Here is a 25,308-nt window from a genome sequence, read left to right on the forward strand (position 1 = left end):
CGGTCCGCTCGACTTGCATGTATTAGGCACGCCGCCAGCGTTCGTCCTGAGCCAGGATCAAACTCTCCAAAAAAAGTTTGTCACCAAATGCTCTTTTAGAATCAACAGGCACGCTTTTCGTTTTGTTCAGTTTTCAAAGATCATTTTCCGCCGTATTTTTACAGCGACTTTTTTAATATACAACTATTCAGAGCAAAATGTCAAGAGTTTTTTTAAAAAGTAATTTTTTATTCATGACTAATGTCTCATTGATCTTAACGACATTTGATATTCTATCACCATTAACCACTAATTGCAATATAAATTTTTATAAAAAAAGATTTATTTTTGATAGTCGTTAGACAAAAATTGATTTAGTAGACGAAAGCATACTCATTCAAATAATTATCTGTTAGAACATATTTTACCACAAACAAACGCATTGTTAAGCACCTCTTACTGTTTGTGATCCGCTAAAATTTCTATCTAACGAGCCAAAGGAAAATCGATGTCAAGCATTTGTCAGCATCACCGTTTTCATAAACACGATTTCACCGGATTGAAACATGACACTGTGAAGCAATTTATCGATCGAGACAATAGTTTTCCTCAACTTAAAAAAAGACGCGATGCAGCCAAGTACAAATAAAAGCAGAATGCTGATGCAGCCATAGCATTTATTTTTTTGTATTAAAAATGGACAAGCATGAATATATAAAATTTAGAGAGACAAAAGCGGGAGGGATAAAAATGGATCTGGCTTTCTTAATTATTGCTTATTTTTTATCCATTTTCCATTTTGCATATGGATATAAAGAAGCTATAAGAATAAGCGAAGAAAGCGGAAAAGTGAACGGTTGGTCCGTCATTTTTTCGTTTCCACTCGGATTTATATTTGCATTTTTTACAAACTTTTTTTATCACAAAATATATTTATAAATTCAATCAGTAGATTTATACAATCTTTACAGAGATTTATACAATCTTTACGGAAAAGCTTTTTCCTTCATCTTTTCATTGAAGACGAATATTATCACAAAAAACTCATTTTTTATGAAGAAATAATAAAACCCTTGGTCAACAAGGGTTTTTTAAATGGAGCATAGGGGGCTCGAACCCCTGACCTTCGCGCTGCCAGCACGACGCTCTCCCAACTGAGCTAATGCCCCGTTTTTCATTTGTCACAGACAATATTATAGCGTGATGATTTTTCCAATACAAGTATAAATTTATACAAATGACGAAATTTCATAAGAGGTTTTTCTCCTGTAAAAAAGTTGATGCGGTAACGCTCTTTTCAAAGATATATCAGAATTTACATGGACCAATTACTTATCAAAATCATACGATGGCTACAGAGGGGGGAACGATAAATGATTTCAATTCAAAATAGGCCTATTACAGCTAATGAATTAAAAGAATTTTTTTCAGATGCAAAAGATCGGGAAATTATTGATTGGATGGCAAACAGCCACAAAGTTTATCGCTATGAATCCTTAAATGAATTAAAGTTTGAAATTTTATTCAGGAGAAAAACGATCGAAGCTTCGCTCGACCTTTTAAAAAGCAAAGCGCAATTTGCGACATTTGAAAATTCATACTGTCATGATCGCTTCTGGCAGCTGAGCAGTAAAGGGGCGTTTTTGTTAAAAAAAGATGTGACTCCGGCAAAAGGAATAGAGGACATTTTTATAAATGGAAATAAATATGCATTTGAATGTGCAACAGCTATAGTCATTGTGTTCTATAAAGCTGCTCTTGATTCAATAGGAGAAAAAGCTTTTAATTATTTATTTGCAGATCTTGTTTTATATGACTGGCATTACGACAAAGACCTCGGAGTCCGAACGACCGTTACGACTGATTTTGTCCCAGGAGACTGCGTTTATTTCAACAACCCGGATTTTAACCCGGAAACACCACAGTGGCGGGGGGTAAATGCGATTCATCTCGGCAATAATCTGTATTACGGTCACGGAATCGGAATTCGTGATGCAAAAGGCGTCATCGAAACGTTAAATCGATATCGAAAAAGACAAGCGGTTGAATCGGCTTATTTAAAAGATCAAGTTACAAGACCGAATTACAAGTACCTATCAACTTATCAAAACTATATTCGTGAAAATAAAAATAAACGAATTTCGGCTAGAATCGGGCAAACTTTTTATACATTTTAACTAAAACCTATCCTTTTAAAATTTTTGCATAATATGTCCGTTTTCTAGGTCCGTCAAACTCGCAAAAATAAATGCCTTGCCATGTCCCAAGCAGCAAATTTCCTTCCAAGATGATAACGTGCTGGGATGCTCCGACAGTACTTGCTTTCATATGAGCAGCAGTATTCCCTTCAAAATGCCGGTCAAGCGGATTCTCCCATGGGTACAGCTCATCGAAACGGCGAATCATATCCCGCTTTACGTCAGGATCAGCATTTTCATTGATCGTAATGCCTGCTGTCGTGTGCGGACAGTATACCACAACTATCCCTTCTGAAACGGCTGATTCATGTACAAACTGTTGAATTGACATTGTAATGTCAATCATTTCATCACGCCGGCTCGTCTGTAATATAAATTTTTTTAACATGATAAACACCGCCTCTTAGCCTTGCGCTTTTTCTAAAATGACAAGGGGCCTATTATACGAATAAGCCCCTTTTCCAATTTTTATTCTTCTTGAGATTGGAAGAAAATCATCACGAATTTCAGAAGTTCAAATAGAGATATTAAAGCTGCCGCAACATACGTTAAAGCCGCTGCATTTAATACTTTATTGACTCCGTGCTCTTCTTCGTTTCGGATAAAGCCGTCGCTTACTAAAATAGCTTTTGCTCTAGAGCTCGCATTAAACTCAACAGGCAATGTGATCAACTGAAATGCAACTGCAGCGGAGAAAAAGATAATCCCAAGCCCTAACAAGTTTAAGCTGTGTAATAAAAACCCGGCAATAAGCAAAATCGGAGCAATTCCCGATGTAAGATTGACAACTGGAAACATTTTATGTCTTAACACAAGAGCACCATACCGTTCTTTATGTTGAATTGCGTGTCCGCACTCATGCGCCGCGACGGAGACGGCCGCAATCGAATTTCCGTAATAAACCGGCTCTGATAACCGCACAACCCGATGAATCGGATCGTAGTGGTCTGTCAGCTGCCCGTGAACAGGCTCGACTGGAACGTCATAAAGTCCGTTTTGATCCAAAATTCTCCGCGCAACTTCTGCCCCTGTTAAATGACTCGAAGCGATCACATCGGAATACTTAGCAAAATTCCCTTTCACACGGAATTGCGCCCAAATAGATATTCCGAAGGCAATGAACACCAGAATGTCCATCGGATGAAAAAGCATTTTGAAAAACCTCCCGTTCTATTTTTTATAGTTAACAATAATATAACAATTTTTGAAGGAATTTGTACAGAATTTTGTATCAACGTAAAAGAACTGACACATGTCTTTACTATTCTACGATGACATGAACCATTTCATTCAGCTTTACTGTAAAATCACCCCATAATTATGAATTCAGCTGTCCAACATATTCATACGCATTTGTATACGAAAAGTTTCATTTTCAAAAAAGAATTTGCACATACTAATACAGGGGTGTTGAGATGAAACTTAATAATGAAGAGAAAAAACAACTGAGTACCGCAATTGATAACATGAACGATGCGTTAGATGTATTTATCGAGCTGTACAATGAATCAGAAGAAGATGTAAGCGTTATAGAATTTGAAGATCAAACCATCAAGGCGATTAAACGCGCGGTCGATGCATACGGAAAAGAGGCCGTTTCCAAAAAAATCAATACAATTATTACAGAAATTTTCTCTTTTCTTGCCGAAACGAAAGGAAGTAAATCATGAAATCGACAAAGCTTTGGATTCAATATTTAAGGTGGCCGGTTTTTATCCGAATGTCTGTTATTGTGTTAATGATTTTAATTTTGTTTGGCACGATGATTTCTTACATAGAACCGAATGAGTTTCCTACACCTTTTGAAGGCATATGGTGGGCTCTTGTAACAATGTCTACAACCGGTTATGGCGATTTCGTTCCAAAAACTTTTTTGGGACGTACATTCGGAATGATACTAATTTTGACCGGAGTAGCATTTTTAACATCCTATTTTACGAATTTATCAGCTGCTGCTGTAAAAAGGCAAAATGCCTATATTGACGGGGAAATTCCTTTCAAAGGGAAAAACCATTTTTTATTAATTGGCTGGAATGAAAAAACAAAGGAGATTATTGAAACACTGCGTATTATAAAATTTTACTGCCCTATTGTTCTTATCGACCAAACATTATCTGAGGCACCTTATATTGATGAAAACATACACTTTATTAAAGGAAATCCTGCCGATGATCAAATTTTAAATAAAGCAAACATTAAAGAGGCAAAAGCTGTCTTCATAACAGCTGATCAACATAGAAACGAATTGGAAGCCGACATGCTCACGATTTTAGTATTAATTACGGTAAAAGCGTCAAATCCGTCCGTGTACACCATTTGCGAAATGATGACAAAAACACAAACATTGAATGCCAAACGGGCGGGAGCTGATGAGATTATTCAATCTTTCCAGGTGGTTGGTCAAGTCTTTTTAAACAGCTTCTTATTTCAGAATGGATTTTCGAATGTTATATTAGAGCTCGGGAAAGCATACGGCGCCCGCTTAACAATTGAATCTCCAACAGACCAGGACATCGGGAAAAATTTTCAGCAATTACATAATGACCTGTTTTCCAATGGCATCATTCTTTTTGGCATCAAAAGAGGGGAAGAGATTTTTCTAAACCCTCCCCACAATTTTACAGTCGTTCAACACGATTGTTTAATAGCTTTAAAAAACTAATTTAATCTTTTTTCAAGCTCTTGAATTAGTGTCTCTCCTAATTGAACATAAGGCTCTAAAACATCGGCATCTTTTTCCGCCGGTTCGGAAAACTGATTAAAGGAGGCTTGGAAGTTTCCAATTGCCGCATGATCGTCAAGTCCCTCTTTATATTTGTGGGTTAAAATAAAAGGCCGGCCGAGTCTTACCGTTGCATTATGTGCATCCAATTGCCCGTCGACAGCACGAAACGGTATTCTTAAAAAGTGGTATCCGTCGTCATCATCCATCAGATAATCAAAATAACCGTGATCATAATCCCAATTCCCTCCAATTGTGTATCCTAACTGTTTTAATTCCAGTTCTAAATCGTATAAAGGATATTGTTTTCCTTCCAAAGATGAAGAAATTTCAATCATAACTTAAACACCTTCCTGCTCATTTTTTATTATGTTTACCCAATGGTGAAAAAGTAGTCATGAAAGATGCTCTTCAAGCTTTATGGAAAATGGCGATTTTTGCATTCGGCAAATATTCGAGCGAATTTTTCGTTTGATGGAAAGTCATTATTTTAAGTTAAAAAATTGGTTTTTTATTTCGAATTTTGCTCTAACTATGCGGATCCCTCTTCCCAATAATATTCTCCACGCTCTTACAGCGGACAGATAAAAGTTAAAGGGCTTCTGTTAATGGAAGGGATATAACGTGACAGTCAAAAATATTGCGATGAAGAGCAAATTGTGTATTTATTTTTCTAAATAAAGGAATAAAAGAGCAACATTGCATTCCAATTGTCGGAAGCGGGCAGCAGATAGACAAAAATAAAACAGCTGTAGCTAGAAATAGCTACAGCTGCTGCTTAATCAAATTCTGTCTGCTTGGCAAAGGAAAATTCAGCAACAAATTGCCGTTCTTTTTTACATGATTCCCTTTTATTTCAAGCGTTTTTCAAGCTCAGCTTTTTTCTCTTCAAAGCCCGGTTTGCCTAAAAGAGCGAACATGTTGATTTTGTATGCTTCTACGCCTGGCTGGTCAAACGGGTTAACGCCAAGTAAATAACCGCTCATTGCACAAGCTTTTTCAAAGAAATAAACGAGATATCCGAATGTATAAGCGTTTAATTCAGGAATGGAAACAATGAGGTTCGGTACGCCCCCGTCAGTATGAGCTAAGAGAGTCCCTTCAAATGCTTTTTTATTGACAAAATCAACAGATTTTCCGGCTAAATAATTTAATCCGTCCAGGTTGCTTTCATCTTCTTCAATCGTTATGTCATGCCGTACCTTCTCTACATGTAAGATCGTTTCAAATATGTCCCGGCGCCCTTCTTGCACATATTGTCCTAACGAATGCAGATCTGTCGAAAAGTTGGCTGAAGCAGGGAAAATACCTTTCAAATCTTTTCCTTCACTTTCTCCGAAAAGCTGCTTCCACCATTCCGCAAAATATTGAAGAGCCGGCTCATAATTGATGAGCATTTCAATTGTTTTCCCTTTATTATAAAGAATATTGCGCGCAACGGCATACTGGTAAGCTGGATTCTCCATTAGCTCGGAAGAAGAAAAATCTCTTCTTGCATCTTGAGCGCCCTTCATAATCTCTTCAATATCCACTCCGCTTACCGCAATTGGAAGAAGCCCGACAGCAGTTAGAACAGAATATCGTCCGCCGACATCATCCGGGATAATAAATGATTCATATCCTTCTTCATTTGCGAGTGTTTTGAGGGCTCCGCGCGCTTTATCTGTCGTAGCATAAATACGTTTTTTCGCTTCTTCTCTTCCATATTTATCCTCTAATAATTTACGGAAAATTCGGAACGCTATCGCTGGTTCTGTCGTTGTTCCAGATTTAGAAATGACATTAATGGAAAAATCTTTTTCTTTTATAAAATCAATAACATCTTGGATATATGTAGAACTTATATTGTTTCCGACAAAAATAATTTGCGGCGCTTTTCTTTGGCTTTTTGAAAGAGCATTAAAAAATGAATGGTTCAACATTTCAATTGCAGCTCGAGCACCTAAATAAGAACCTCCGATTCCGATGACAAGCAATACATCAGAATCCGAACGGATTTTTTCGGCACATTGTTGAATCCGTGCAAATTCCTCCTTGTCATAATCTTGCGGCAAATCGATCCAGCCTAAAAAATCACTTCCTTGACCTGATTTTTCATGCAAGGAATGATGGGCAACCTTTACAAAATCTTGATAATATGTAAATTCTTGCTCACTAAAAAAAGATAAAGCTTTAGAGTAATCAAAACGTACATGTGCCATAAGCCAATTCCTCCATCTCTAAAAATTTATCTGCCATGTCTTCCACTTTATCGAAAATATTTGTCGAAATCAAGAAAACAATAAACAGAACAGGCTCATTATTCCTGCTATCAGATGTATAAATTTTTCATTTTGATACAAGTTAATAAGGAAAAATTCAACTTAAAGGAGGTAGCAACATGAGCACTTTACAGCGGATTGCACTGCTTTTTACAATAATCGGAGCCCTGAACTGGGGTCTTATCGGATTTTTTCAATTTGATCTTGTGGCAGCTATTTTTGGCGGCCAAAATGCTGCTTTATCTAGAATCATTTATGGTATAGTCGGTATTGCCGGTCTCATTAATCTTGCTCTCTTATTTAAACCTGATGCAGAATTTGCCCGTAATGAGCCTAAGACGGAAACAAGATAAAGACAACAAGCATTTCAATGAGATCAAAATTCGGAGCTTAAAAAATCGACATAATTTTCTGTAAAAAAACCTTCTATAATTTTTTTCTAAAATCGACAGAACCGAAAAGTAGGGTTCAAATAAACCGGCATAATTGCCGGTTTTTTTCATTAGCGCAGCTTGAAGGATTGCCGCTTTTCGAACTTCTATAACCGAAATGACATTCGATAAATCTTTAAAAGAATGTCCGGGCAAAGTTCGATAGCAGTCTTTGTAACAGGAATAAGTATTAAAAAGCAAATTCGTGTTCTACAATAACGTTTCCGTAAAATTCCGCCATGACAGCGATGCGTATGTCTTTATTTTTTTATAATATTTTCGTGTTTTGATTGTTCAATCCATTCCTGCAGCTTTTCACGCAATGTATTAAAGCCTCTTGACGCTTCGCTTTCTGTTTTTTGTTTAGCAATTGGTTTTGATTTTTCTTCCACTGCCTTAATGGATAAGCTGATCTTTCCCGATTCATGATCAACCGAAAGAATTTTTACATTTACTTCATCGCCGATCTTTAAGTAATCCCGGACATCTTTTACATATCCGTGGGCAATTTCCGAAATATGCACTAGACCTTGCGTTTCTTCATCCAATGCTACAAATGCACCGTACGGCTGGATTCCTGTCACTTTACCAACTAAAACAGCCCCGATAGGATATTGATTAGCCATTTAAACACTCCTAATTCATAATTTCTGCTTAAAACGAATATGCGGTGATCAATTATAACACAATGTACTCATTTGAGCAAAAATAAATAAAAAAACCTGGCCTCATATTAGGCCAGGCAATAAAAGCATTATAAAGATTGTACAAATCGTTTGATCCTTTTCATCGCTTCTTGAAGCTGCTCCATAGATGATGCGTATGAACAACGAATATATCCTTCTCCGCTTTGGCCAAAAACATTGCCGGGGACTACTGCTACTTTTTCTTCTAAAAGCAATCTCTCCGCAAATTCCTCGGAAGACAATCCGGTGCTTTTAATGCTTGGAAAAGCATAAAAGGCACCGCCCGGCATATGGCAAAATAAACCGGCTTCATTTAATGACTGAACAATGTAGTTTCTTCTTCTTTGATAGCTTTTCCGCATGTATAAAACATCTTCATCATTTTCCAATGCTTCTAATGCAGCGTATTGGGCCATTGTCGGCGCGCACATGATCGAATATTGATGAACCTTCAACATTGCACGCGCAAAAACTCGGTCAGCAGCTATATACCCAAGCCGCCATCCTGTCATGGCAAAGCCTTTAGAAAAGCCGGAAATAAGAATTGTCCGTTCCTTCATACCTTCAATACTCGGCATGCTTACGTATTCATCTTCATAACAGAGCTCAGCATAAATCTCATCAGCCACTACCAGCAAGTCATATCGCTTAGCAATTTGTGCAACTGCTTCCAGCTCTTTCTTCGATAAAACCGTTCCTGTCGGGTTGTTTGGCGTACAAATCATAATGGCTTTTGTCTTACTTGTAATATATTTTTCCAAAATTTCCGGATTGACTTTAAATTCTTCTTCTCCAAAGGTAGATACGCTGACAGGCTTCCCTCCCGCGAGAGTGACCAGAGGCGCATATGAAACAAAGCAAGGTTCTATTATTAATACTTCATCCCCGCTATTAATAATAGACCGGAAAGCTATATCGATCGCTTGACTCGCACCAACTGTTACAATAATTTCTTCAGCCGGATCGTACTGTAAATCAAAACGTTTGAACAAATACTCGCTGATTTTTTCGCGAAGCTCATACAATCCAGCGTTTGCTGTATAAGACGTAAATCCTTGTTCCAAGGAAAGAATGCAGGCTTCGCGTACATTCCATGGAGTGACAAAATCAGGCTCTCCTACACCAAGTGAAATAACGCCTTCCATATTGGCAGCTAGGTCAAAAAACTTGCGGATGCCTGATGGCTTCATATTTATGACAGTTTCTGACAAATATGAATTTAACGTCTTCATTTTCATGGTGACACCACGATTCTTTTATCTTTATCTTCGTGATCAAAAATGATTCCGTCATGTTTATATTTTTTCAAAATAAAATGTGTTGTTGTAGATAAAACGGATTCAAGCGTTGACAGCTTCTCCGATACAAAACGGGCTATATCATTCATTGTTTTTCCTTCAATCACGACAGAAAGATCATAAGCGCCTGACATTAAATAAACCGATTTAACCTCGTTAAATCGATAAATGCGTTCAGCAATTTCATCAAACCCTACGCCTCTTTTTGGAGCCACCTTTACATCGATCATGGCTGTTACGCCTTCATGCCCGTCTACCTTTTTCCAATCAATGGTTGTCGCATAATTCACGATGATTTTTTTCTCTTCTAAACCTGAAATCAATTTCTTTGTCTCTTCCTCAGAAAGTCCAATCATTTTTGCAATTGTTTCAGGTGTTAAGCGGCTGTCTTCCTCCAAAATTTCTAAAATTTCTGTTTCCTTTTCAGTCAATTTCATTTTTGTAAATCCCCCTAAAATGGAATCTTCAGATAATTATATCACGTTCCAGAATTTTTACATCACTATGCCAGAAAATTTTTTAAATTGATGGATAAACTAACGGTACAAAATTACTGAAAGGAGAAATAAGCATTGCTTTTAAAGGAAATCCATCACAAGATGAAAATATTAGGAACAAATATATATTACGAATATTATCATCATCCACAACAAACAGATACGATAGTGCTGATTCATGGATTTTTATCCTCCACCTTCAGCTACAGAAAATTAATCCCTTTATTAAAAAAGCACTTTTCCATTATAGCCATTGATCTTCCCCCATTTGGGAAATCCGAAAAAGCAACGAAGTTTTTCTATTCCTATCACAACATGGCAAAAGCGGTTATAGAGCTTTTAGAACGTCTGCAAATCAAACAGGCTGTAATTGTCGGCCATTCCATGGGCGGACAAATTTCTTTATATGCAGCTAAGCAAAAACCTGATTTGTTTAAAAAAATTGTGCTCATTTGCAGCTCTGGTTATATGCAAAAGATGCCTTCCTCTCTCATATTTTGTTCATATCTCCCGTATTTTTACCTTTACGTTAAAAGACAATTTATCAGGCAAGGCGTATGGAAAAGCTTATGCAGCGTCGTGCACGACCAATCGCTCATTAACGAAGACATGATATACGGATATAGCGAACCGTTTTATGACGATAAAATTTTCAGAGCATTGACCCGAATGATTCGTGAACGTGAAGGAGATCTTTCCTCACAAGACTTAAAAACGATTGAAATTCCATGCTTATTAGTATGGGGGGAAGAAGATAAAATCGTTCCAATCGAAGTCGGATACCAGCTTCAGAAAGATTTGCCCATCTCTCGTTTTGTCTCTTTTAAACAAACAGGCCATTTAGTGCCTGAAGAGCGGCCATATCATGTTAGTAATCACATTTTTGATTTTTGTTTCGGCTAAATAGGCAAGTGTTTTTACAATAATTGGCATGACACATTTTTTTTAATCGCCAATAGTTTTTTGGCGATTTTTTCACATTCCTTTAAAGGTATAACCTCTTCAAAAGAGAATTCGTAAATTGACTGAATCTTCCTAGCCAACTGTAAAGGGTGATCAATTGTATGAACGGCTTGAATACAATCAATTATTTCCATTTCGTAAGCATCATTGCCCAGTTGGAGCGGATCCCATTCACTTAACAGTTCAATCATAAATAAATTTGCCTCTTTTTGTTCCATATCGCTTCCCCCAAATTGGTACAAAATGTTTGCAATTGTATTTTAGCACATATACATTGGTATTGAGGTGAGAAGATGAGTGATTTTGATCAAGTAATAAAAAGAAAAGGAACACAATCTTACAAATGGGATTTCACAAAAGAATTGTTCGGACATGAAGATGTTTTGCCAATGTGGGTAGCTGATATGGATTTCAAATCTCCCGATGCGGTCATAGCGGCTTTGAAAGAACGAGTCGAACACGGTGTGTACGGCTATACTGGCGTCGCCTCCAAAACAAAAAAATCGGTTCAAAATTGGCTAAAAACAAGACATGGATGGGAAATTTCAGCCGATTCACTTGATTTTTGTTCAGGCGTAGTGGAAGCAATGAGCATAGCCATCCAAGCATTAACGGAAGAGGGGGATCGGATTGTGATTCAGCCCCCGGTATACAAGCCTTTTTTTGACATGGTGAAGTATAATAAACGCATTGTTGTGGAGAATGAATTAGTTTTAAAAGACGGGCGTTATTCTATCGATTTTGAAGATTTGGCGGAAAAGCTGGCAGATCCATCCGTCAAAATGCTGATTCTTTGCAACCCGCAAAACCCGAGCGGAAGAGTATGGACAAAAGAGGAGCTTGCAAAAATCGGCGAATTGTGCTTAGAAAACGGCGTGTTTGTTTTTTCAGATGAAATTCATTCAGATATTTTGCTGTTCGGCAATAAGCACACCCCTTTTGCTTCCATCAGTGAATCATTTGCTCAAAATTCCATTACAGCTATTGCGCCAAGCAAAACATTTAATCTTGCCGGCCTTCAAGCTTCAGCAGTGATCATTCCTGATAGGAAAATATTAGGTAAATTTAAACAAGTGAAAAGAAACCAGGGGCATTTTTCTTTAAATATTTTTGGCATTACGGCAATGGAAGCAGCCTACAATAACGGACATGAATGGCTGGATTCACTTCTCCTTTACCTTGAAGAAAACGTAAAACTTGTCGAACAATATATTGGGGAGCATTTAAAAAGTATAAACGTAATCCATCCTGATTCTACGTATTTAATTTGGCTTGATTGCCGTTCATTAAATATGACTGAACAACAATTAAAAAAACAGCTGCTTGAAAAAGGAAAATTAGCATTGGAACTGGGCAGTAAATACGGCAAGGCTGGAGAAGGTTTTGTGCGGATGAATATCGGCTGTCCGCGGCAGATGGTCCTAGATGGATTAAAGAGACTAAAAACGGCTCTTTCTTAACATTCGTTGGGAGGCATCGCCTCCCGGTTTCAGCTTCTTTTTTTCTCATTTTCTGAAAGCTTTTTCAGCAGCTCATTCGCTTTTTCTTCTTCCTTGCGGGATATTTTTTTAAAAAAAATGATCGCAACTACAGCTAAAATGATAAACGGAACCATTTGCAAAAAACCATATAAATATTCAATTTTATTTTCCGGAAAATATAGAATAAAATTTAGAAGCCATTCCATGATCATCACGACCTTTCAAATCCATTCTATCTTTTACTATAGCAAAATTTTGCTTTATCATGCCATCTGCTCTGAAAATAAAAGTGTACAATAGGTGAAAACATTACAATTGCTGGAGGGGAAAACTTTGGACATAAAAGTCGGGGATATCGTTACAGGCATTTATAAAACCGGTAAATATATCGGGGAAGTTACCGAAATTCGGGAGAATCATTATTTAGTAAGAGTAAAAGCGGTTTTAAAACATCCGATGCAAGGGGATTTGCACCAGCCGAAACAAGCAGATGTTCCGTTCTTTCATGAACGCAAAGCACTTTCCTTCAATGAACAAGCAAATATTCCAAAAAAAATGGTTCACCATTATAACGGGGAAATTCCTGATTACGAAACTTCTCTGAAAGAAGCTTCCGCTGCTTTAAAGAAGGAGCTTGAGGAAGATGGAAGCGATTGGGCATTGCGTTCTCTTGAAAACTTGAATCGATTAGAGAGAGAATATTTTAAAGCATTATGAAAAGGCCACTACAAATTGCAGCTGGCCTTTTCATGTCGCTTGCTTTTGCCATAATTTTGTTAAATCTATTCGTTCACCAATTGTCAGCGGCTTTGGTTTCAAAAGATATTGCTTATCTTTTTCAATCAGCTTAAAAATATTAAAAGTTGTTAACGCATCGTCAAGTGCACGATGATGCTTGCCGATTCCTTTTTTGCCGTATTCCTCCACAGCTTTCCACAATCCTGTTTGATTGCGGTCGCCAAAAAATTTTTTATATTCCATTGATAAATCGATCTCCGTACCTGCTATTGGAAATGGCAGTCCATGCTCTTTGCAATTATGGCGAAGAACTTTCATGTCCATGTTGCCCCATGTCACGATCATTGTTTCTTCCCCAAAAGAAAGCTTGCGAAGAAGATGAACCAATTCGGAAAACGATAGACCGTTATCAACTTGTTCTTGGGTAATTTCCAAAAAACGCTTACATCGTTCTGTTAATTTTGGAAAAAATCTAGGTTTTACAAATGTGGAAAACGTCTCTTTAATTTTTCCCCTTTCTACCTTTACGACACCCGCTTCGATAATTTCCGGAAAAAAGCCTTCCGGATTCATTTTGTTCTCAGCCATTGTAAATTCAAAATCAATAAATAACTGCTTCTTGGCCTCCACGTTATCCTCCCCCCTTATGAATCACTGCTCCGAAAACACCGTTACTTCATTATATCATTTAACAAGAATAAATATCTTCCATTTCGGAAAATAAAAAATTTTTTATGAATTTTTTATTATAAAATAGAAGAAAGGAGTGAATATCGATGAAGCCAAAAAAAATCATTCTTTTCGACGGCATGTGCAATTTTTGCGATTCGACCGTAAATTTCATCATTTCGCACGATCCAGATGAAATTTTTATATTCGCACCGCTGCAATCAAGCAAGGGAAAGGAATTATTACAGCAATTCGGCCTTTCGACTGAATCTTTTGATTCGCTCGTATTATCGGATGGGAATCGCTGTTATACAAAATCCACTGCTGCTTTACATATCGCCAAACACTTAAGCGGGTTTTTGAAAATATTTTACGGATTCATCATCATCCCGAAACCAATTCGCGATTTTATTTATCAGATCATTGCTAAAAACCGATATAAATGGTTCGGTCAAAAAAACAAATGCATCCTTCCTAGTGAAAACATAAAAAAACGTTTTTTACAATAATCCGAGGAATTTTTAAAACTGCCTGTTCATCTCATAAATTTTTCTTTCTGTAAAGAAAGAAACTGGGCAATCGCCAATTTTCTTTAAAAAACTCGATTTTACTTGTATTTGCTTAAATATTTTTGGCATTTCATTCTAAGTAATTGATGACACGAATGTATTCTCTTGGTGCAAACGTTTCTCCCTTCATATTTTTGGAAAAAGTATTGATTGGCGTCCACTCATATGATGGATGTACATACGTCTGTTTCGTTTGTTCATGCAAATACCATGAAATGCTGAATAATAAGATAAAAATTAAAATGGCTGTCATTACCTTTTTTGTCATCATACCACCTCATTTTCAAGGTGGGAAATTTCACAAAAAAATATACATTTTATGATTTTTTTGATACGATATTTGTGGTCTTATGAACTTGAAATTTAAAAAGCTATATATGCAAAAAATATTGAGAACAATAAAATACAGCTAGTCCAAAACATTGGGTAAGGAGGGTTTACATGACATTTCTGCATTGGGCTATATTATTTCCATTTCTATTTGCTTTCATGGTACCATTCCTATATAAGACATTTCGGAAAATACATACTGGATGGTTTGTGCTTCCCCTTCCTATATGTTTATTCATATTTTTTCTTCAATTTTTGCCGGGAGTTAAGTATAAAGAAGGTATCGTACAAACTGTTAAATGGATTCCATCATTAGGAATTGATTTTGCTGTTTATGTGGACGGACTCAGCCTTCTGTTTGCTTTGCTCATTACCGGTATCGGATCTCTCGTTGTTCTTTATTCGATCTACTATTTGTCGAAGGAAAAAGAACAGCTGAATGCGTTTTACGTTTATTTGTTGATGTTTATGGGGGCAATGCTTGGAGTAGTCTTAACTGATAATACTATTGTTTTATATACTTTTTGGGAAATTACCAGCTTTTCTTCTTTTCTATTAATTGGCTATTGGCATTATCGGGAAAGATCACGTTACGGGGCGCTAAAATCGATGCTTATTACTGTTTTCGGCGGGCTTTCCATGCTTGGCGGATTTATATTGCTCTACATCATGACTGGAACATTCAGCATTCGTGAAACAATTGCCCAAAGCAGCAGTATCGCCGACAATGGATTATTTATCCCAGCCCTTATTCTGCTCTTATTGGGAGCATTTACAAAATCCGCCCAATTTCCTTTTTACATTTGGCTGCCTGATGCGATGGAAGCACCAACGCCAGTCAGTGCGTATCTCCACTCAGCAACGATGGTGAAAGCAGGCATTTATTTAGTTGCTCGATTCACACCTGTATTTGCAGGAAGTGCCGAATGGTTTTGGATCGTTTCACTTTTCGGAATTTTCACCTTATTCTGGGGATCCTTCCATGCGGTGAAACAAACAGATTTAAAAGCGATGTTAGCCTTTTCAACTGTCAGCCAGCTCGGCATGATTATGTCCCTTTTAGGTGTCGGCTCCGCCGCCCTCTTGTTTGATCATTTTGAATTTTATTCAGTTGCGATTTTAGCAGCGATTTTCCATTTGATTAACCATGCGACATTTAAAGGCAGCCTATTTATGGTTGCAGGCATTGTTGATCATGAGACAGGCACTCGAGATATTAGAAAGCTTGGCGGACTCATGTCCCTTATGCCCATTACCTTTACGATCGGTTTAATCGGCGCGTTTTCTATGGCAGGTCTTCCACCATTTAATGGATTTTTAAGCAAGGAAATGTTTTTTACCGGTATGATTCGAGTATTGAACATGGATGTATTTCAAACAGAAACATGGGGGTTTTTACTTCCAGTGCTCGCATGGATCGGCAGTATTTTTACATTTATTTACAGCATGATATTTGTTTTTAAAACATTTGCTGGAAAATTGCAGCTGGAAAATCTGCCTAAAAAGCCCCACGAGGCGCCGATCGGAATGCTGATTCCGCCTATTGTGCTGGCATCCCTTGTTGTTATTTTTGGATTTTTTCCAAACTTGCTTGCTTACAGCTTAATCGAACCGGCAATGAAATCTGTCATGCCTAGCTTGTTGAAGGATGGAGAACATTTTCACATTCATATTTCACATTGGCACGGCTTTACTGCGGAATTTTGGATGACAGTTGGCGTAGTGATACTTGGAATATTCCTATACTTGACAGCGTCAAAATGGAAAAGAGTTTACGATCTGCAGCCGAAAAGGATGACGCTCAATCAATTATATGATCATTCTTTAAAAACGGCAGGCAAAACTTCCAACCGGCTGACAAGCTTTTATATGACTGGATTTATTCGCGACTATCTCGTCTATATTTTTGCATTTATGATCATGGCAGTTGGAGCGACAATGATCATCAAGCAATCAATCTCTTTTGCTGCGGATGATGCTGCACCTGTCGGAATTTATGAATTGATCCTGTCGATTGTTATGATAGCCGGTTCAATCACAGCTGTTTTGGCAAGATCCAGATTGACAGCCATTATTGCACTTAGCTCCGTCGGGTATTCACTCGCACTGTTTTTCGTTTTATTTAGAGCGCCGGATTTAGCCTTAACGCAGCTAGTTATTGAAACGGTATCAACTGCCTTGTTTTTGCTTGCTTTTTATTTCTTACCTGAGCTGCAGAAAAAAGATAAAACTCGAAGATTCCGCCTAGTGAATTTTATAATTTCAGCAGGCGTCGGGGGGATTGTAACGCTGCTGGCCATTTCCGCAAGCAGCGAACGCACTGGAAAAACGATCGCGGAATACTTTCTGGAAACGAGCTATAGCTTGGGCGGCGGATACAATGTCGTCAACGTTATACTAGTCGATTTCCGCGGCTTTGACACGCTGTTTGAAATAACTGTTTTGGCAATCGCAGCGCTTGCTGTCTACAGTATGATTCGCCTTCGCACAGGAGGGAAAGACGTTGAAGAAAACGGGTTTAAAAACGAATGATCTTATTTTGCAAACAATTACAAAAATCGTGCTTTTTATCGTGATCATTTTTTCGTTCCATTTATTTTTCGCTGGCCATAATGCCCCTGGAGGCGGGTTTATCGGCGGGCTCATCACATCAGGAGCAATCGTTTTATTATTGATCGCTTTTGATGTCAAAACCGTGAAAGCGATTTTGCCCATTAATTATGTTAAAGTGGCGGCGTTCGGATTATTGATTGCGATTTTATCGGGGATCGGCTCCTTTCTTTTCGGAGTTCCATTCCTTTCTCATACACATGGCCACGTTCACATACCGGTTTTAGGCGATACGCATCTTGCGACTGCTGTCATTTTTGATCTCGGTGTATATTTTGTTGTTGTTGGCGTGACAATGACGATTATTCAAACGATTGGAGAGACGGAATAATGGAGATTGTAACTTCCATTGTTGCAGGAATTTTGTTTATGACAGCTACATATTTAATGCTTTCAAAAAGTTTATTGCGGATCATTATTGGAACAGGTCTTTTGAGTCACGGAGCTCATCTCCTCATTTTAACGATGGGGGGACTGAAAAGAGGAACTGTTCCGCTGCTAGATGAACACGCAGCTTCTTATGTAGACCCTTTGCCGCAAGCACTTATATTAACTGCAATTGTCATTAGCTTTGGAGTAACAGCCTTCTTTTTAGTGTTAGCCTACAGATCTTATCAAGAACTTGGAACAGACGATATGGATCAATTGAGGGGAAATGATCAGAAATGAATAACAATATCATTATTTTACCGATAATTATTCCTATGATAACTGCAGTATTGCTTATTTTTTTCAATAAACAAGAGAAAGTGCAAAAATATTTAAGCGCTGTTTCTTCTGTTATAAATATCGGCATTTCCGTTTTCCTTGTTCACTATGTTCATACAAACGGAATCATTTCCCTTGAAGTCGGAGATTGGAAAGCGCCGTTTGGGATTGTTCTTGTAGCCGATATGTACGCGATTCTGCTTGTTTTAACGGCAAACATTATTGTTTTTGCCTGTTTGCTATTTTCCTACAAAATAGTAGATTATAATCGAAGCAAATTTTTCTACTATTCCGGCGTCATGTTTTTATTGACCGGAGTGTCCGGTGCTTTTCTGACAGGAGATCTTTTCAATCTGTTTGTGTTCTATGAAGTTATGCTCATGTCTTCTTATTTTTTAATTGTTCACGGAAATTCAAAGCCGCAATTAAGAGAAACTATTAAATACATTTTAGTAAATGTTATTTCATCGGCTTTATTTGTCATATCCGTTGCATTTCTATATGCTGTAACAGGTACATTAAACATGGCTGACTTGAGCCTGCGAGTCGCAGAATTAGGCTCATCCGGCATCATCGCGGCCATCTCCATCATGTATTTAATTGTATTCGGATTGAAAGGAGCCATTTTCCCGCTTTTTTTCTGGATGCCCGGCTCCTATCAGGCTCCGCCAGCAGCTGTTACGGCTCTATTTGGTGCTCTTTTGACAAAAGTTGGAGTCTATTCGATCACAAGAGTGTTTACGCTTATTTTTTTGCAGGACATTGCATTTACTCATACGTTTATCGCATGGCTAGCGGTGCTTACGATCATATTTGGCGTTATTGGCGCCATTAGCTTCTCGGATATTAAACAGATCGTGATATACAACATTTTGACAGGCGTTGGTGTCATTTTATTCGGAGTGTCCACAATGACCGAATCAGGTTTAGAAGGATCTGTTTATTACATGATCCACGATATGATTATTAAAGGGTTGCTGTTCCTTTTGGTCGGAATCGTCTTTTCGATCACTGGAACAACAAACCTTGATAAATTCAGTGGACTAATAAAAAAATACCCAACACTTGGGTGGATGTTTTTTATCGCCGCATTAGCTTTAGCCGGCATTCCACCATTAAGCGGTTTTATCGGGAAACTGAAAATAGTCCAAGGGGGATTTGAGCAAGGTGAATTTGTATTAGCTTTCGCAGTCTTGCTTTCAAGCCTTTTAGTCCTATATTCTGTGATGAAAATATTTATTAACGGTTTTTGGGGAGAGGAAAAAATTCCGCAAGTTCTGGAAACCAGTCAAGTAAAAAGTCTTTACGTTCCGGCTGCTTTCTTGCTTGCTCTCTCATTATTTTACGGGCTTGGCACAGAATTTATCTCTTCATACATCAAACAGGCGGAACAGGTTCTTCTTTCTCCTGATCTTTATATTGAAGCCGTATTAAAGGAGTAGATCACATGGCCTTTCAAATACTGTTAAATTTTATGATTGCCATTACATGGATGCTTTTGCAGGATGACTACTCATTCATCACATTTTTTATCGGATATCTTTTAGGCATTATTATTCTTTTCGCGCTGCGCCGCTTTTTTCCAAGACGATTTTATCTGTACAATATTGCCGCTGTCATAAAGCTCATGTTCATCTTTTTGAAGGAGCTTGTCCTTGCAAATATTGCTGTTTTAAAAATCGTTTTGTCGCCAAAATTGAAAATGGAGCCTGGAATTTTTGCCTTTGAAACAGAATTGGAAAAAGATTGGGAAATTACGATTCTATCCAATCTCATTACTTTAACACCAGGAACATTTGTTATTGATATTTCCGATGATAATAAAACGCTTTATATCCATTCTGTGGATATAGCGAATGTCGAACAAGCAAGAAAAGATATAAAAAGCAGTTTTGAGAAAGCTATTAAGGAGGTGAGCCGTTAATGTTTGAATTTATTATTTGGATTTCTTTGGCTCTTATCGCTGCTTCCTCTCTCTTATTGATGATTCGGCTCATCAAAGGCCCATCCGTTCCAGACCGCGCCATATCATTAGATGCGATCGGCATCAACTTAGTCGGGATCACAGCGATCATGTCGATTGTTTTAGATACAAGCGCTTTTTTGGACATTATTTTATTAATTGGAATTTTAGCTTTTATCGGCACAGTATCGATTGCTAAATTCTTGGAGAAAGGAGAAATTATCGAAAATGATCGAAACAATCAGTAAGTTTGTGATCGGATATCTCATTCTCCAAGGAGCCTTTTTCAGCCTAATTTCCGCCATTGGTGTGTTGAGGCTTCCAGATGTATATACGAGAAACCATGCGGCTTCCAAAAGCGCGACATTAGGTGTGCTCTCTATTTTACTAGGGGTGTTCTTATATTTTTGGGTGCTTGAAGACCATATGAATGGAAGAGTTTTGCTGGGAATCCTGTTTATATTTTTAACATCGCCTGTAGCAGGACATTTAATCAGCCGCGCAGCTTACCATACAAAAGTGAAACTATGGGAAAACAGCAAAATTGATGAGTTAAAAGAAAAAAAGAAAGCAAAGGATAAGGTTCATTCATGAGCCTTATCTTTTATAGCAATCAAATTGGACGGGACTTCTTAATTTAAAGAATGCCTTCTGACTTCGCAATTAATACGGCTTCTGTCCGAGAGCTGACGTGCAGCTTATTAAAAATGGAAGTCAGACTATATTCAATCGATCTTTTGCTTAAATGCAGCTTATCTGCTATTTCTTGATTTGTTAACCCTCTTTCGACTTCCATTAAAATCATTTTTTCCCTATCTGTTAAAGGCTCATTTGCTTCTTTCATAGATGGCGACTTTAATGTCTGTCGTTCAATCAATTTTTTTACGTAATCAAATGATAGAATAATCTCACCAAGCAACGCATGGCGAATGTGAGATAATATTTTCTCTTTTGACTCCGTCTTGCTGATTACTCCATGAATGCCTAAGGAAATCGCTTCTTCCATATAATCATTGACATCATATCCAGTATAAAGAAGGACTTTGCATTGGTGTTCTTGAGATGTTATTTGCTTTGCCAGTTCAATCCCGTTGACGTCACCTAAATTCATATCCATAAGAACTGCATCATATTGCAAAAAATCGATTTTCTTCATAAGTTCAGCCGTATAAGGAGGCTCCAGACAATCCACTTCAACTTCAGAATCCGTCTCCAATATCGCTTTTGTCCCTTCTCTCACAGCAGGATGATCGTCAATCACTAAAATACGAATCATGTTTTCCACCTCTTTAGACAAAATCTACAGTAAAATGACTTGGCAAAAGCCAAGTCAAGAATGTGATTAAATTTCAATTAAGACCCGAAATCCATTTCCCGGAGAAGTCTCAATCTTCATTTCACCATCCAAAGCTTTTACCCTCTCTCTAATTCCGGACAATCCCATGCTTTCTGTTTTCGCATACAACAGTTCTTCATCGATGCCTACGCCATCATCTTCATAGTGCAATACAATTTTTTCTCTTATATTGACGAGCATAATTAATATTTGCTTCGCGTTCGAATGCTTGCGCGCATTTGATAAAAGCTCCTGAATGATCCGGTACAAATTAAGCTGCATGTTTATATCAAGCTGCTTGTTAAAATTCCCCGTATTAAAGCGGATTTGAAAATTACACTGTTCTTCGTATTGCGCTACTAGCTTTGATACCGCCTTGACGAGTCCCAAGTCATATAAAATTTGCGGACGCAGCTCTTGACACGTTTCCCTCGTCATATGAATGATATCAAGAATGTTTTGATTCATGCTCTGAATTTTTTCGATCGTAGCAGCAGGATATTGTCCAGATTCCTCCAGAACCAATTCGCATTGCCTTTTTAACGAAATCAAATCTTGCAGCACAGAATCATGCAAATCTTTCGCCAAATTGGAGCGCTGCTTTTCTTCAATTGCAAACAGCAGTTTTTTGAGCCATGCAGGATTGCTGTTTCCCTCTTCCGCTTTTTCAAGCCTTTCCATCAATTCTTCTATTTTCAAAAAGTTTTCTACAGTTACATTCGTATAAAAAGCAAGGGAATTCAGCCAAGAAATTTCATCACGAGTCAGTTTAGGCGTTTTAATGACAGAAAGGCAAATAATAACATATTTCCTTCTATTCGTTTCACCGACAGTTAACACAAACCCTTTATCAAATTCTACAATTTTCCCTATTTCTGTTACAGCATTTAAAATATCTTTTTCGTATGGGGCAATTTCTAAAAGACCGCCATCCCCATCATCATCAACCATTTCGATCCGTCCACTCTCATGAACAACAAGGCAGTATGCACGGCTGACCTTCAAAACCTCTAAAATGGTCGATTTTAACTCAGCCATCATCTGTTTTAAACTGCCTGCTTTCCGGATCCTTGACGTATACTTCAAAATGCTGTCCTGATAATTATATTTTTCCGAAAACCGCTTAAACCGGAAGCGGAAGTCAACAATTTCTTTAAAATAAAAAACACATATCATTAATATATATATAATAATTGAAAGTTGAATAGGGTAAATTTTGGGATTATGTTCATTCAGCAGTATGATAAAAGCCACTAAAAAGATAGTCGGCAAAATGGAAAGGAGAGCATAATATTTGACTCTGCCTAGAATAAACTCAATATCATATATCTTTGATGATAGAAACTGATACACAAGGGCGAAAGGTATTAACAACATAAATGAAGACAGGAACACTGGTGAGAACAAAGCATCTTTTAAAATGATATACGGAATGACATATAATAGGACAAAAGGTGCAAAAGCAAGTACATTTGTAATAATTAAATTTCTAATCGTAAAAGATATCTCGGAAAGTTTAAGTTTTCTCATTCCTTTTACTTTCACTATAAACGATATTAACAATAAAAAGAGAAAGGTGATTAGATTCAACACTTTCGAATTATAATTAATATCTAAATCTATCGGTTGTTTATTTATGTATTCAATTAAAAAATTTACAATTACAAGAAAATACCCAAAAATAATTACTTTTTTATTAAATAATTCTTGTCCATGTTCATAAAAATAGTGATACAAAAAATGCAGATATATAACTGGAGTCAAAGTAAAAAATAAAACAACCATATATTGGGAAAAAATATCTCCCCGGGCAGAACTGGTCGCAAATAAATAGGCAAGAGATACACATAATAGAAAAAATTTCAATAAATATGGGGATAAAATTTTTAATTTTTTACTTGATCTATAGACAAAAAAACTGCAATACATAGATAGAAGAAAAAGAATAATTGGTATTATCATCATGAAAAATGTTTGAAAATCTAATGATGTTTCCTCAACGTTTATTTTAAATATACTGCCATCTGCCCGTTTGATTGTTAAATTCTTTACTTCTTGATAAACAAAAAAACTGCTCTCTCTAAAAAACTTTTCAGTAGGCACTCCATTTAATTCTAATACTTGATCCCCAATTTTTAGTCCTGCTCGATCAGCCCAAGCTTTCGGGTCAATATTTCTAATATAATATTGACCCTTTGATGTTTTTTCAATGTTTGTTCCTAAATAAGGATACGAGAGGTTGATTTGAAAAATATAAACAATAAAAAACAGCGAGCTTATAAATACTGCAAGTTTATATCCATAATCAACGATTTTTACCTTATTAAAAACCAAATATTTTCACCCTTTAAACTATTTCCAAAATCCAGCAGGCGGCAACAATTTTAAACCGTCTGTAAGTCCAGTAATAATGCCTAAAAGTTCATCAGAATCTTTAACTCCAATCAAACTAGCTTGTCCATTCACGACTTTCTCCAAAACATCAGGGTTTTCGATTAAGAAATTTACGATTTCTTGCATATTGATCTCTCCTTTTTTATTTTTTGATTAAATTTGTTAATAGTTCATCCAATTTTTCAGCAGGCAGCGGAAGTTTTTTTATATAAGTTTCAGCCTTCTTAAGCGCGATGTGTTTCATCACATTTAAATATTGGGTGACTCCCGCTTCCAACAGCTTTTCTTTAAAAGCTACAATGCTTCCAAAGTATTCGTCAAAGTCTTTTCCGCTGTGCACATATTGTAAAATATCCACGCTTGTTTGATTAAATTTCCTTTGCAAATAAAGTAATGCTAGTGAAGGCTTCAAAAACTTCCTGTCCTGTTTATGCGGAGTAAACAATCCTTTATAATCATTCTCAATCTGGCCGACAATCCCTACTTGGTGCCCGTATTCCTTAACTTCCTCGTATCTTTTCCCGCATGCAAACATGACACCCGCTTCAGCTGCAAGAGCTGTAAGGGAACCTGATTTCCATCTCATCATTTGCAAACATTCTTTTTCTGTCTTCACGGCATTTGCCAAATCAATATGCTGGCCTTTCATAGCCTGCAAAGCATATTCAAGAAACAGACCAAGGATCTCAGAACGATAAGGTGATGACAGCGAATGGATATGCGATAAACTTAACGTATAAAGAAAGGATGAGCTGTTAATCGCTTCCCCTCTATCAATATCCATCCACGGTTCTGTAAAGTTGTCCAGATCCTCCAAATCATCAAACATATCAAAAGCTAGGACGAGCAATTCAACAGCTGCCATAAGCTTGTACAATTCTTCTTCATCATTTTCGCTGTTGAATACGTTCGCATGCAAATAACAAAGCTCTGCAAAAGGAAATGTTTGTTTAGATTCGATAAAACGATGCAAAAGATTCCGCAAATAAAGCCAGTCTACAGACCTTTCGACCGCATCCTTCATAAACATTGCCACTTGAACTTTGTTTAATAATAACTCACTTTTTAATGCCATCCCCTCCTTTTGATCTGATTTATATTCAGCTTGAAATCTATGGATGTTTTACAATTATTATACTATAAATTATATATATTATCATAAAAAAGGCGACCAAATTTGGTCGTCGCCTCATTATACAATTTTCGTATATTGATATTTATCGTATTTGTCAATGCTCTTATTGATATTATCAAGCGCCTTTTTTGTTTCGTCTAACTCCCTTTCAAGCATTAAGAAGATCTTGTTGATTTTTTCGATTTCTTGATGATTCAAAGTATCACACTCCCTTGAAAAGATCCTTTTTTCGATCTTTCATATTTATTTTATAGAATTTTCGATCATTTTTCACCGAAAAACTAATTTGAAATTTTATGCGTGATACCGAAAAACACGCAATGTGATTGTGTTTGTCTTT

Annotated in this window: 32 protein-coding genes, 1 tRNA gene and 1 rRNA gene; 16 read left to right on the forward strand and 18 right to left on the reverse strand. The window is 37.1% G+C overall.

Going from position 1 to position 25,308, the window contains the following annotated elements:
* Nucleotides 1-73, reverse strand: a 16S ribosomal RNA gene (locus FB379_RS08715); the annotation flags it as partial.
* A 656-nt stretch (nucleotides 74-729) separates the two neighbouring features.
* Between FB379_RS08715 and FB379_RS08720 the strand changes: the two genes are divergently transcribed.
* Entirely contained in the window at nucleotides 730-918 is a 189-nt protein-coding gene (locus tag FB379_RS08720; RefSeq protein WP_144597758.1) for a hypothetical protein, read from the forward strand.
* Between the two features lie 157 nt (nucleotides 919-1,075).
* On the opposite strand, the gene FB379_RS08725 is transcribed toward FB379_RS08720, so the two are convergent.
* A tRNA-Ala gene (locus tag FB379_RS08725) sits at nucleotides 1,076-1,148 on the reverse strand.
* A gap of 204 nt (nucleotides 1,149-1,352) precedes the next feature.
* Here FB379_RS08725 and FB379_RS08730 point away from each other — a divergent pair.
* On the forward strand, nucleotides 1,353-2,156 hold the full coding sequence (locus FB379_RS08730) for a protein-glutamine gamma-glutamyltransferase (protein WP_144597759.1): 804 nt from the start codon (nucleotides 1,353-1,355) through the stop codon (nucleotides 2,154-2,156).
* A 7-nt stretch (nucleotides 2,157-2,163) separates the two neighbouring features.
* Here the strand turns inward: FB379_RS08730 and FB379_RS08735 are convergent, their stop codons facing one another.
* Nucleotides 2,164-2,565, reverse strand: a complete 402-nt coding sequence (locus FB379_RS08735; protein WP_063387043.1) for a secondary thiamine-phosphate synthase enzyme YjbQ — start codon at nucleotides 2,563-2,565, stop codon at nucleotides 2,164-2,166.
* An 80-nt stretch (nucleotides 2,566-2,645) separates the two neighbouring features.
* Nucleotides 2,646-3,329 (reverse strand): zinc metallopeptidase, encoded by a 684-nt coding sequence (locus FB379_RS08740; RefSeq protein ID WP_144597760.1) that lies wholly within the window; start codon nucleotides 3,327-3,329, stop codon nucleotides 2,646-2,648.
* A gap of 263 nt (nucleotides 3,330-3,592) precedes the next feature.
* Between FB379_RS08740 and FB379_RS08745 the strand changes: the two genes are divergently transcribed.
* Nucleotides 3,593-3,847: a protein mistic gene (locus FB379_RS08745; RefSeq protein WP_144597761.1), complete on the forward strand. Its 255-nt coding sequence runs from the start codon at nucleotides 3,593-3,595 to the stop codon at nucleotides 3,845-3,847.
* A complete protein-coding gene (locus FB379_RS08750) occupies nucleotides 3,844-4,839 on the forward strand; it encodes a potassium channel family protein (protein WP_144597762.1) in 996 nt (331 codons plus the stop codon). The genes FB379_RS08745 and FB379_RS08750 overlap by 4 nt, the downstream gene beginning before the upstream one ends.
* On the opposite strand, the gene FB379_RS08755 is transcribed toward FB379_RS08750, so the two are convergent.
* Entirely contained in the window at nucleotides 4,836-5,237 is a 402-nt protein-coding gene (locus FB379_RS08755; protein WP_144597763.1) for a YugN-like family protein, read from the reverse strand. The two genes, FB379_RS08750 and FB379_RS08755, sit on opposite strands and share 4 nt — an antisense overlap.
* 513 nt (nucleotides 5,238-5,750) lie before the next feature.
* Nucleotides 5,751-7,100, reverse strand: a complete 1,350-nt coding sequence (locus FB379_RS08760) for a glucose-6-phosphate isomerase (protein ID WP_063387048.1) — start codon at nucleotides 7,098-7,100, stop codon at nucleotides 5,751-5,753.
* A gap of 179 nt (nucleotides 7,101-7,279) precedes the next feature.
* Here FB379_RS08760 and FB379_RS08765 point away from each other — a divergent pair, with 179 nt between their 5' ends.
* Nucleotides 7,280-7,513: a DUF378 domain-containing protein gene (locus FB379_RS08765; protein ID WP_063387049.1), complete on the forward strand. Its 234-nt coding sequence runs from the start codon at nucleotides 7,280-7,282 to the stop codon at nucleotides 7,511-7,513.
* Between the two features lie 338 nt (nucleotides 7,514-7,851).
* Here FB379_RS08765 and yugI read toward each other — a convergent pair whose 3' ends face one another.
* From yugI to FB379_RS08780, 3 genes are all read right to left on the reverse strand, one after another.
* On the reverse strand, nucleotides 7,852-8,217 hold the full coding sequence (yugI, locus tag FB379_RS08770) for a S1 domain-containing post-transcriptional regulator GSP13 (RefSeq protein ID WP_066249272.1): 366 nt from the start codon (nucleotides 8,215-8,217) through the stop codon (nucleotides 7,852-7,854).
* A 128-nt stretch (nucleotides 8,218-8,345) separates the two neighbouring features.
* Nucleotides 8,346-9,515: an aminotransferase gene (locus FB379_RS08775; protein WP_186439307.1), complete on the reverse strand. Its 1,170-nt coding sequence runs from the start codon at nucleotides 9,513-9,515 to the stop codon at nucleotides 8,346-8,348.
* Nucleotides 9,512-10,012, reverse strand: coding sequence for an Lrp/AsnC family transcriptional regulator (locus FB379_RS08780; protein WP_063387051.1), 501 nt, complete (start codon nucleotides 10,010-10,012; stop codon nucleotides 9,512-9,514). Before FB379_RS08780 ends, FB379_RS08775 begins: the two co-directional genes overlap by 4 nt.
* A 162-nt stretch (nucleotides 10,013-10,174) precedes the next feature.
* On the opposite strand from FB379_RS08780, the gene FB379_RS08785 reads away from it, so the two are divergent.
* Nucleotides 10,175-10,975, forward strand: a complete 801-nt coding sequence (locus tag FB379_RS08785; protein WP_063387100.1) for an alpha/beta fold hydrolase — start codon at nucleotides 10,175-10,177, stop codon at nucleotides 10,973-10,975.
* Nucleotides 10,976-10,989: 14 nt separating this feature from the next.
* Here FB379_RS08785 and FB379_RS08790 read toward each other — a convergent pair whose 3' ends face one another.
* On the reverse strand, nucleotides 10,990-11,253 hold the full coding sequence (locus FB379_RS08790; protein WP_144597764.1) for a DUF1871 family protein: 264 nt from the start codon (nucleotides 11,251-11,253) through the stop codon (nucleotides 10,990-10,992).
* 75 nt (nucleotides 11,254-11,328) lie between these two features.
* Between FB379_RS08790 and FB379_RS08795 the strand changes: the two genes are divergently transcribed.
* The gene (locus FB379_RS08795; RefSeq protein WP_144597765.1) at nucleotides 11,329-12,495 is read left to right on the forward strand and encodes a MalY/PatB family protein; all 1,167 of its coding nucleotides are present in this window, start codon (nucleotides 11,329-11,331) and stop codon (nucleotides 12,493-12,495) included.
* Between the two features lie 29 nt (nucleotides 12,496-12,524).
* Here the strand turns inward: FB379_RS08795 and FB379_RS08800 are convergent, their stop codons facing one another.
* The gene (locus FB379_RS08800; RefSeq protein ID WP_063387054.1) at nucleotides 12,525-12,722 is read right to left on the reverse strand and encodes a hypothetical protein; all 198 of its coding nucleotides are present in this window, start codon (nucleotides 12,720-12,722) and stop codon (nucleotides 12,525-12,527) included.
* Between the two features lie 127 nt (nucleotides 12,723-12,849).
* Here FB379_RS08800 and kapB point away from each other — a divergent pair, with 127 nt between their 5' ends.
* Nucleotides 12,850-13,233, forward strand: a complete 384-nt coding sequence (gene kapB / locus FB379_RS08805) for a kinase-associated lipoprotein KapB (protein WP_063387055.1) — start codon at nucleotides 12,850-12,852, stop codon at nucleotides 13,231-13,233.
* A gap of 30 nt (nucleotides 13,234-13,263) precedes the next feature.
* Here the strand turns inward: kapB and kapD are convergent, their stop codons facing one another.
* On the reverse strand, nucleotides 13,264-13,884 hold the full coding sequence (gene kapD / locus FB379_RS08810; protein WP_063387101.1) for a 3'-5' exonuclease KapD: 621 nt from the start codon (nucleotides 13,882-13,884) through the stop codon (nucleotides 13,264-13,266).
* Nucleotides 13,885-14,030: 146 nt separating this feature from the next.
* Between kapD and FB379_RS08815 the strand changes: the two genes are divergently transcribed.
* Nucleotides 14,031-14,432, forward strand: a complete 402-nt coding sequence (locus FB379_RS08815; RefSeq protein WP_144597766.1) for a thiol-disulfide oxidoreductase DCC family protein — start codon at nucleotides 14,031-14,033, stop codon at nucleotides 14,430-14,432.
* 130 nt (nucleotides 14,433-14,562) lie between these two features.
* On the opposite strand, the gene FB379_RS08820 is transcribed toward FB379_RS08815, so the two are convergent.
* Nucleotides 14,563-14,760, reverse strand: a complete 198-nt coding sequence (locus FB379_RS08820; protein ID WP_066249259.1) for a hypothetical protein — start codon at nucleotides 14,758-14,760, stop codon at nucleotides 14,563-14,565.
* Between the two features lie 173 nt (nucleotides 14,761-14,933).
* Between FB379_RS08820 and FB379_RS08825 the strand changes: the two genes are divergently transcribed.
* From FB379_RS08825 to mnhG, 7 genes are read left to right on the forward strand one after another with little or no spacing between them, the layout of a single operon-like run.
* A complete protein-coding gene (locus tag FB379_RS08825; RefSeq protein WP_144597767.1) occupies nucleotides 14,934-17,354 on the forward strand; it encodes a Na+/H+ antiporter subunit A in 2,421 nt (806 codons plus the stop codon).
* The gene (locus tag FB379_RS08830; protein ID WP_130157063.1) at nucleotides 17,326-17,763 is read left to right on the forward strand and encodes a Na(+)/H(+) antiporter subunit B; all 438 of its coding nucleotides are present in this window, start codon (nucleotides 17,326-17,328) and stop codon (nucleotides 17,761-17,763) included. Before FB379_RS08825 ends, FB379_RS08830 begins: the two co-directional genes overlap by 29 nt.
* Entirely contained in the window at nucleotides 17,763-18,101 is a 339-nt protein-coding gene (locus FB379_RS08835) for a Na(+)/H(+) antiporter subunit C (RefSeq protein WP_144597768.1), read from the forward strand. The genes FB379_RS08830 and FB379_RS08835 overlap by 1 nt, the downstream gene beginning before the upstream one ends.
* Nucleotides 18,098-19,582 carry a Na+/H+ antiporter subunit D gene (locus FB379_RS08840; protein WP_130157061.1) on the forward strand — a complete coding sequence of 495 codons (1,485 nt, stop codon included), beginning with the start codon at nucleotides 18,098-18,100 and terminating at the stop codon, nucleotides 19,580-19,582. The genes FB379_RS08835 and FB379_RS08840 overlap by 4 nt, the downstream gene beginning before the upstream one ends.
* Nucleotides 19,583-19,587: 5 nt before the next feature.
* Complete coding sequence (locus FB379_RS08845) at nucleotides 19,588-20,064, forward strand: Na+/H+ antiporter subunit E (RefSeq protein ID WP_066249246.1); 477 nt, start codon at nucleotides 19,588-19,590, stop codon at nucleotides 20,062-20,064.
* A complete protein-coding gene (locus FB379_RS08850; RefSeq protein WP_066249245.1) occupies nucleotides 20,064-20,351 on the forward strand; it encodes a Na(+)/H(+) antiporter subunit F1 in 288 nt (95 codons plus the stop codon). Before FB379_RS08845 ends, FB379_RS08850 begins: the two co-directional genes overlap by 1 nt.
* A complete protein-coding gene (gene mnhG / locus FB379_RS08855; protein WP_063387064.1) occupies nucleotides 20,332-20,697 on the forward strand; it encodes a monovalent cation/H(+) antiporter subunit G in 366 nt (121 codons plus the stop codon). Before FB379_RS08850 ends, mnhG begins: the two co-directional genes overlap by 20 nt.
* Before the next feature lie 43 nt (nucleotides 20,698-20,740).
* Here mnhG and FB379_RS08860 read toward each other — a convergent pair whose 3' ends face one another.
* From FB379_RS08860 to FB379_RS08880, 5 genes are all read right to left on the reverse strand, one after another.
* The gene (locus tag FB379_RS08860) at nucleotides 20,741-21,379 is read right to left on the reverse strand and encodes a response regulator transcription factor (RefSeq protein ID WP_066249242.1); all 639 of its coding nucleotides are present in this window, start codon (nucleotides 21,377-21,379) and stop codon (nucleotides 20,741-20,743) included.
* A 66-nt stretch (nucleotides 21,380-21,445) separates the two neighbouring features.
* Nucleotides 21,446-23,773 (reverse strand): histidine kinase, encoded by a 2,328-nt coding sequence (locus FB379_RS08865; protein WP_066249239.1) that lies wholly within the window; start codon nucleotides 23,771-23,773, stop codon nucleotides 21,446-21,448.
* Nucleotides 23,774-23,791: 18 nt separating this feature from the next.
* Entirely contained in the window at nucleotides 23,792-23,959 is a 168-nt protein-coding gene (gene comX / locus FB379_RS08870) for a competence pheromone ComX (protein WP_082829505.1), read from the reverse strand.
* A 16-nt stretch (nucleotides 23,960-23,975) separates the two neighbouring features.
* Entirely contained in the window at nucleotides 23,976-24,908 is a 933-nt protein-coding gene (locus FB379_RS08875; protein WP_082829504.1) for a polyprenyl synthetase family protein, read from the reverse strand.
* A 117-nt stretch (nucleotides 24,909-25,025) separates the two neighbouring features.
* The gene (locus FB379_RS08880) at nucleotides 25,026-25,166 is read right to left on the reverse strand and encodes a DegQ family regulator (RefSeq protein WP_063387066.1); all 141 of its coding nucleotides are present in this window, start codon (nucleotides 25,164-25,166) and stop codon (nucleotides 25,026-25,028) included.
* Nucleotides 25,167-25,308: the final 142 nt, after the last annotated feature.

The organism is Aeribacillus composti, from assembly GCF_007827555.1.
Classification (GTDB): domain Bacteria; phylum Bacillota; class Bacilli; order Bacillales; family Aeribacillaceae; genus Aeribacillus; species Aeribacillus composti.

What these genes read in the sequence shown, in the direction of transcription:
- comX (WP_082829505.1), bottom strand. Translation starts at nt 23,959, where the DNA reads ATGCAAGAAATCGTAAATTTCTTAATCGAAAACCCTGATGTTTTGGAG.
- FB379_RS08780 (WP_063387051.1), bottom strand. Translation starts at nt 10,012, where the DNA reads ATGAAATTGACTGAAAAGGAAACAGAAATTTTAGAAATTTTGGAGGAA.
- FB379_RS08875 (WP_082829504.1), bottom strand. Translation starts at nt 24,908, where the DNA reads ATGGCATTAAAAAGTGAGTTATTATTAAACAAAGTTCAAGTGGCAATG.
- FB379_RS08795 (WP_144597765.1), top strand. Translation starts at nt 11,329, where the DNA reads ATGAGTGATTTTGATCAAGTAATAAAAAGAAAAGGAACACAATCTTAC.
- FB379_RS08755 (WP_144597763.1), bottom strand. Translation starts at nt 5,237, where the DNA reads ATGATTGAAATTTCTTCATCTTTGGAAGGAAAACAATATCCTTTATAC.
- FB379_RS08765 (WP_063387049.1), top strand. Translation starts at nt 7,280, where the DNA reads ATGAGCACTTTACAGCGGATTGCACTGCTTTTTACAATAATCGGAGCC.
- FB379_RS08840 (WP_130157061.1), top strand. Translation starts at nt 18,098, where the DNA reads ATGAATAACAATATCATTATTTTACCGATAATTATTCCTATGATAACT.
- FB379_RS08735 (WP_063387043.1), bottom strand. Translation starts at nt 2,565, where the DNA reads ATGTTAAAAAAATTTATATTACAGACGAGCCGGCGTGATGAAATGATT.
- FB379_RS08860 (WP_066249242.1), bottom strand. Translation starts at nt 21,379, where the DNA reads ATGATTCGTATTTTAGTGATTGACGATCATCCTGCTGTGAGAGAAGGG.
- FB379_RS08750 (WP_144597762.1), top strand. Translation starts at nt 3,844, where the DNA reads ATGAAATCGACAAAGCTTTGGATTCAATATTTAAGGTGGCCGGTTTTT.
- FB379_RS08790 (WP_144597764.1), bottom strand. Translation starts at nt 11,253, where the DNA reads ATGGAACAAAAAGAGGCAAATTTATTTATGATTGAACTGTTAAGTGAA.
- FB379_RS08745 (WP_144597761.1), top strand. Translation starts at nt 3,593, where the DNA reads ATGAAACTTAATAATGAAGAGAAAAAACAACTGAGTACCGCAATTGAT.
- FB379_RS08820 (WP_066249259.1), bottom strand. Translation starts at nt 14,760, where the DNA reads ATGACAAAAAAGGTAATGACAGCCATTTTAATTTTTATCTTATTATTC.
- FB379_RS08740 (WP_144597760.1), bottom strand. Translation starts at nt 3,329, where the DNA reads ATGCTTTTTCATCCGATGGACATTCTGGTGTTCATTGCCTTCGGAATA.
- FB379_RS08815 (WP_144597766.1), top strand. Translation starts at nt 14,031, where the DNA reads ATGAAGCCAAAAAAAATCATTCTTTTCGACGGCATGTGCAATTTTTGC.
- FB379_RS08720 (WP_144597758.1), top strand. Translation starts at nt 730, where the DNA reads ATGGATCTGGCTTTCTTAATTATTGCTTATTTTTTATCCATTTTCCAT.
- FB379_RS08730 (WP_144597759.1), top strand. Translation starts at nt 1,353, where the DNA reads ATGATTTCAATTCAAAATAGGCCTATTACAGCTAATGAATTAAAAGAA.
- FB379_RS08825 (WP_144597767.1), top strand. Translation starts at nt 14,934, where the DNA reads ATGACATTTCTGCATTGGGCTATATTATTTCCATTTCTATTTGCTTTC.
- FB379_RS08845 (WP_066249246.1), top strand. Translation starts at nt 19,588, where the DNA reads ATGGCCTTTCAAATACTGTTAAATTTTATGATTGCCATTACATGGATG.
- yugI (WP_066249272.1), bottom strand. Translation starts at nt 8,217, where the DNA reads ATGGCTAATCAATATCCTATCGGGGCTGTTTTAGTTGGTAAAGTGACA.
- FB379_RS08760 (WP_063387048.1), bottom strand. Translation starts at nt 7,100, where the DNA reads ATGGCACATGTACGTTTTGATTACTCTAAAGCTTTATCTTTTTTTAGT.
- FB379_RS08775 (WP_186439307.1), bottom strand. Translation starts at nt 9,515, where the DNA reads ATGAAAATGAAGACGTTAAATTCATATTTGTCAGAAACTGTCATAAAT.
- FB379_RS08785 (WP_063387100.1), top strand. Translation starts at nt 10,175, where the DNA reads ATGAAAATATTAGGAACAAATATATATTACGAATATTATCATCATCCA.
- mnhG (WP_063387064.1), top strand. Translation starts at nt 20,332, where the DNA reads ATGATCGAAACAATCAGTAAGTTTGTGATCGGATATCTCATTCTCCAA.
- FB379_RS08800 (WP_063387054.1), bottom strand. Translation starts at nt 12,722, where the DNA reads ATGGAATGGCTTCTAAATTTTATTCTATATTTTCCGGAAAATAAAATT.
- FB379_RS08850 (WP_066249245.1), top strand. Translation starts at nt 20,064, where the DNA reads ATGTTTGAATTTATTATTTGGATTTCTTTGGCTCTTATCGCTGCTTCC.
- FB379_RS08835 (WP_144597768.1), top strand. Translation starts at nt 17,763, where the DNA reads ATGGAGATTGTAACTTCCATTGTTGCAGGAATTTTGTTTATGACAGCT.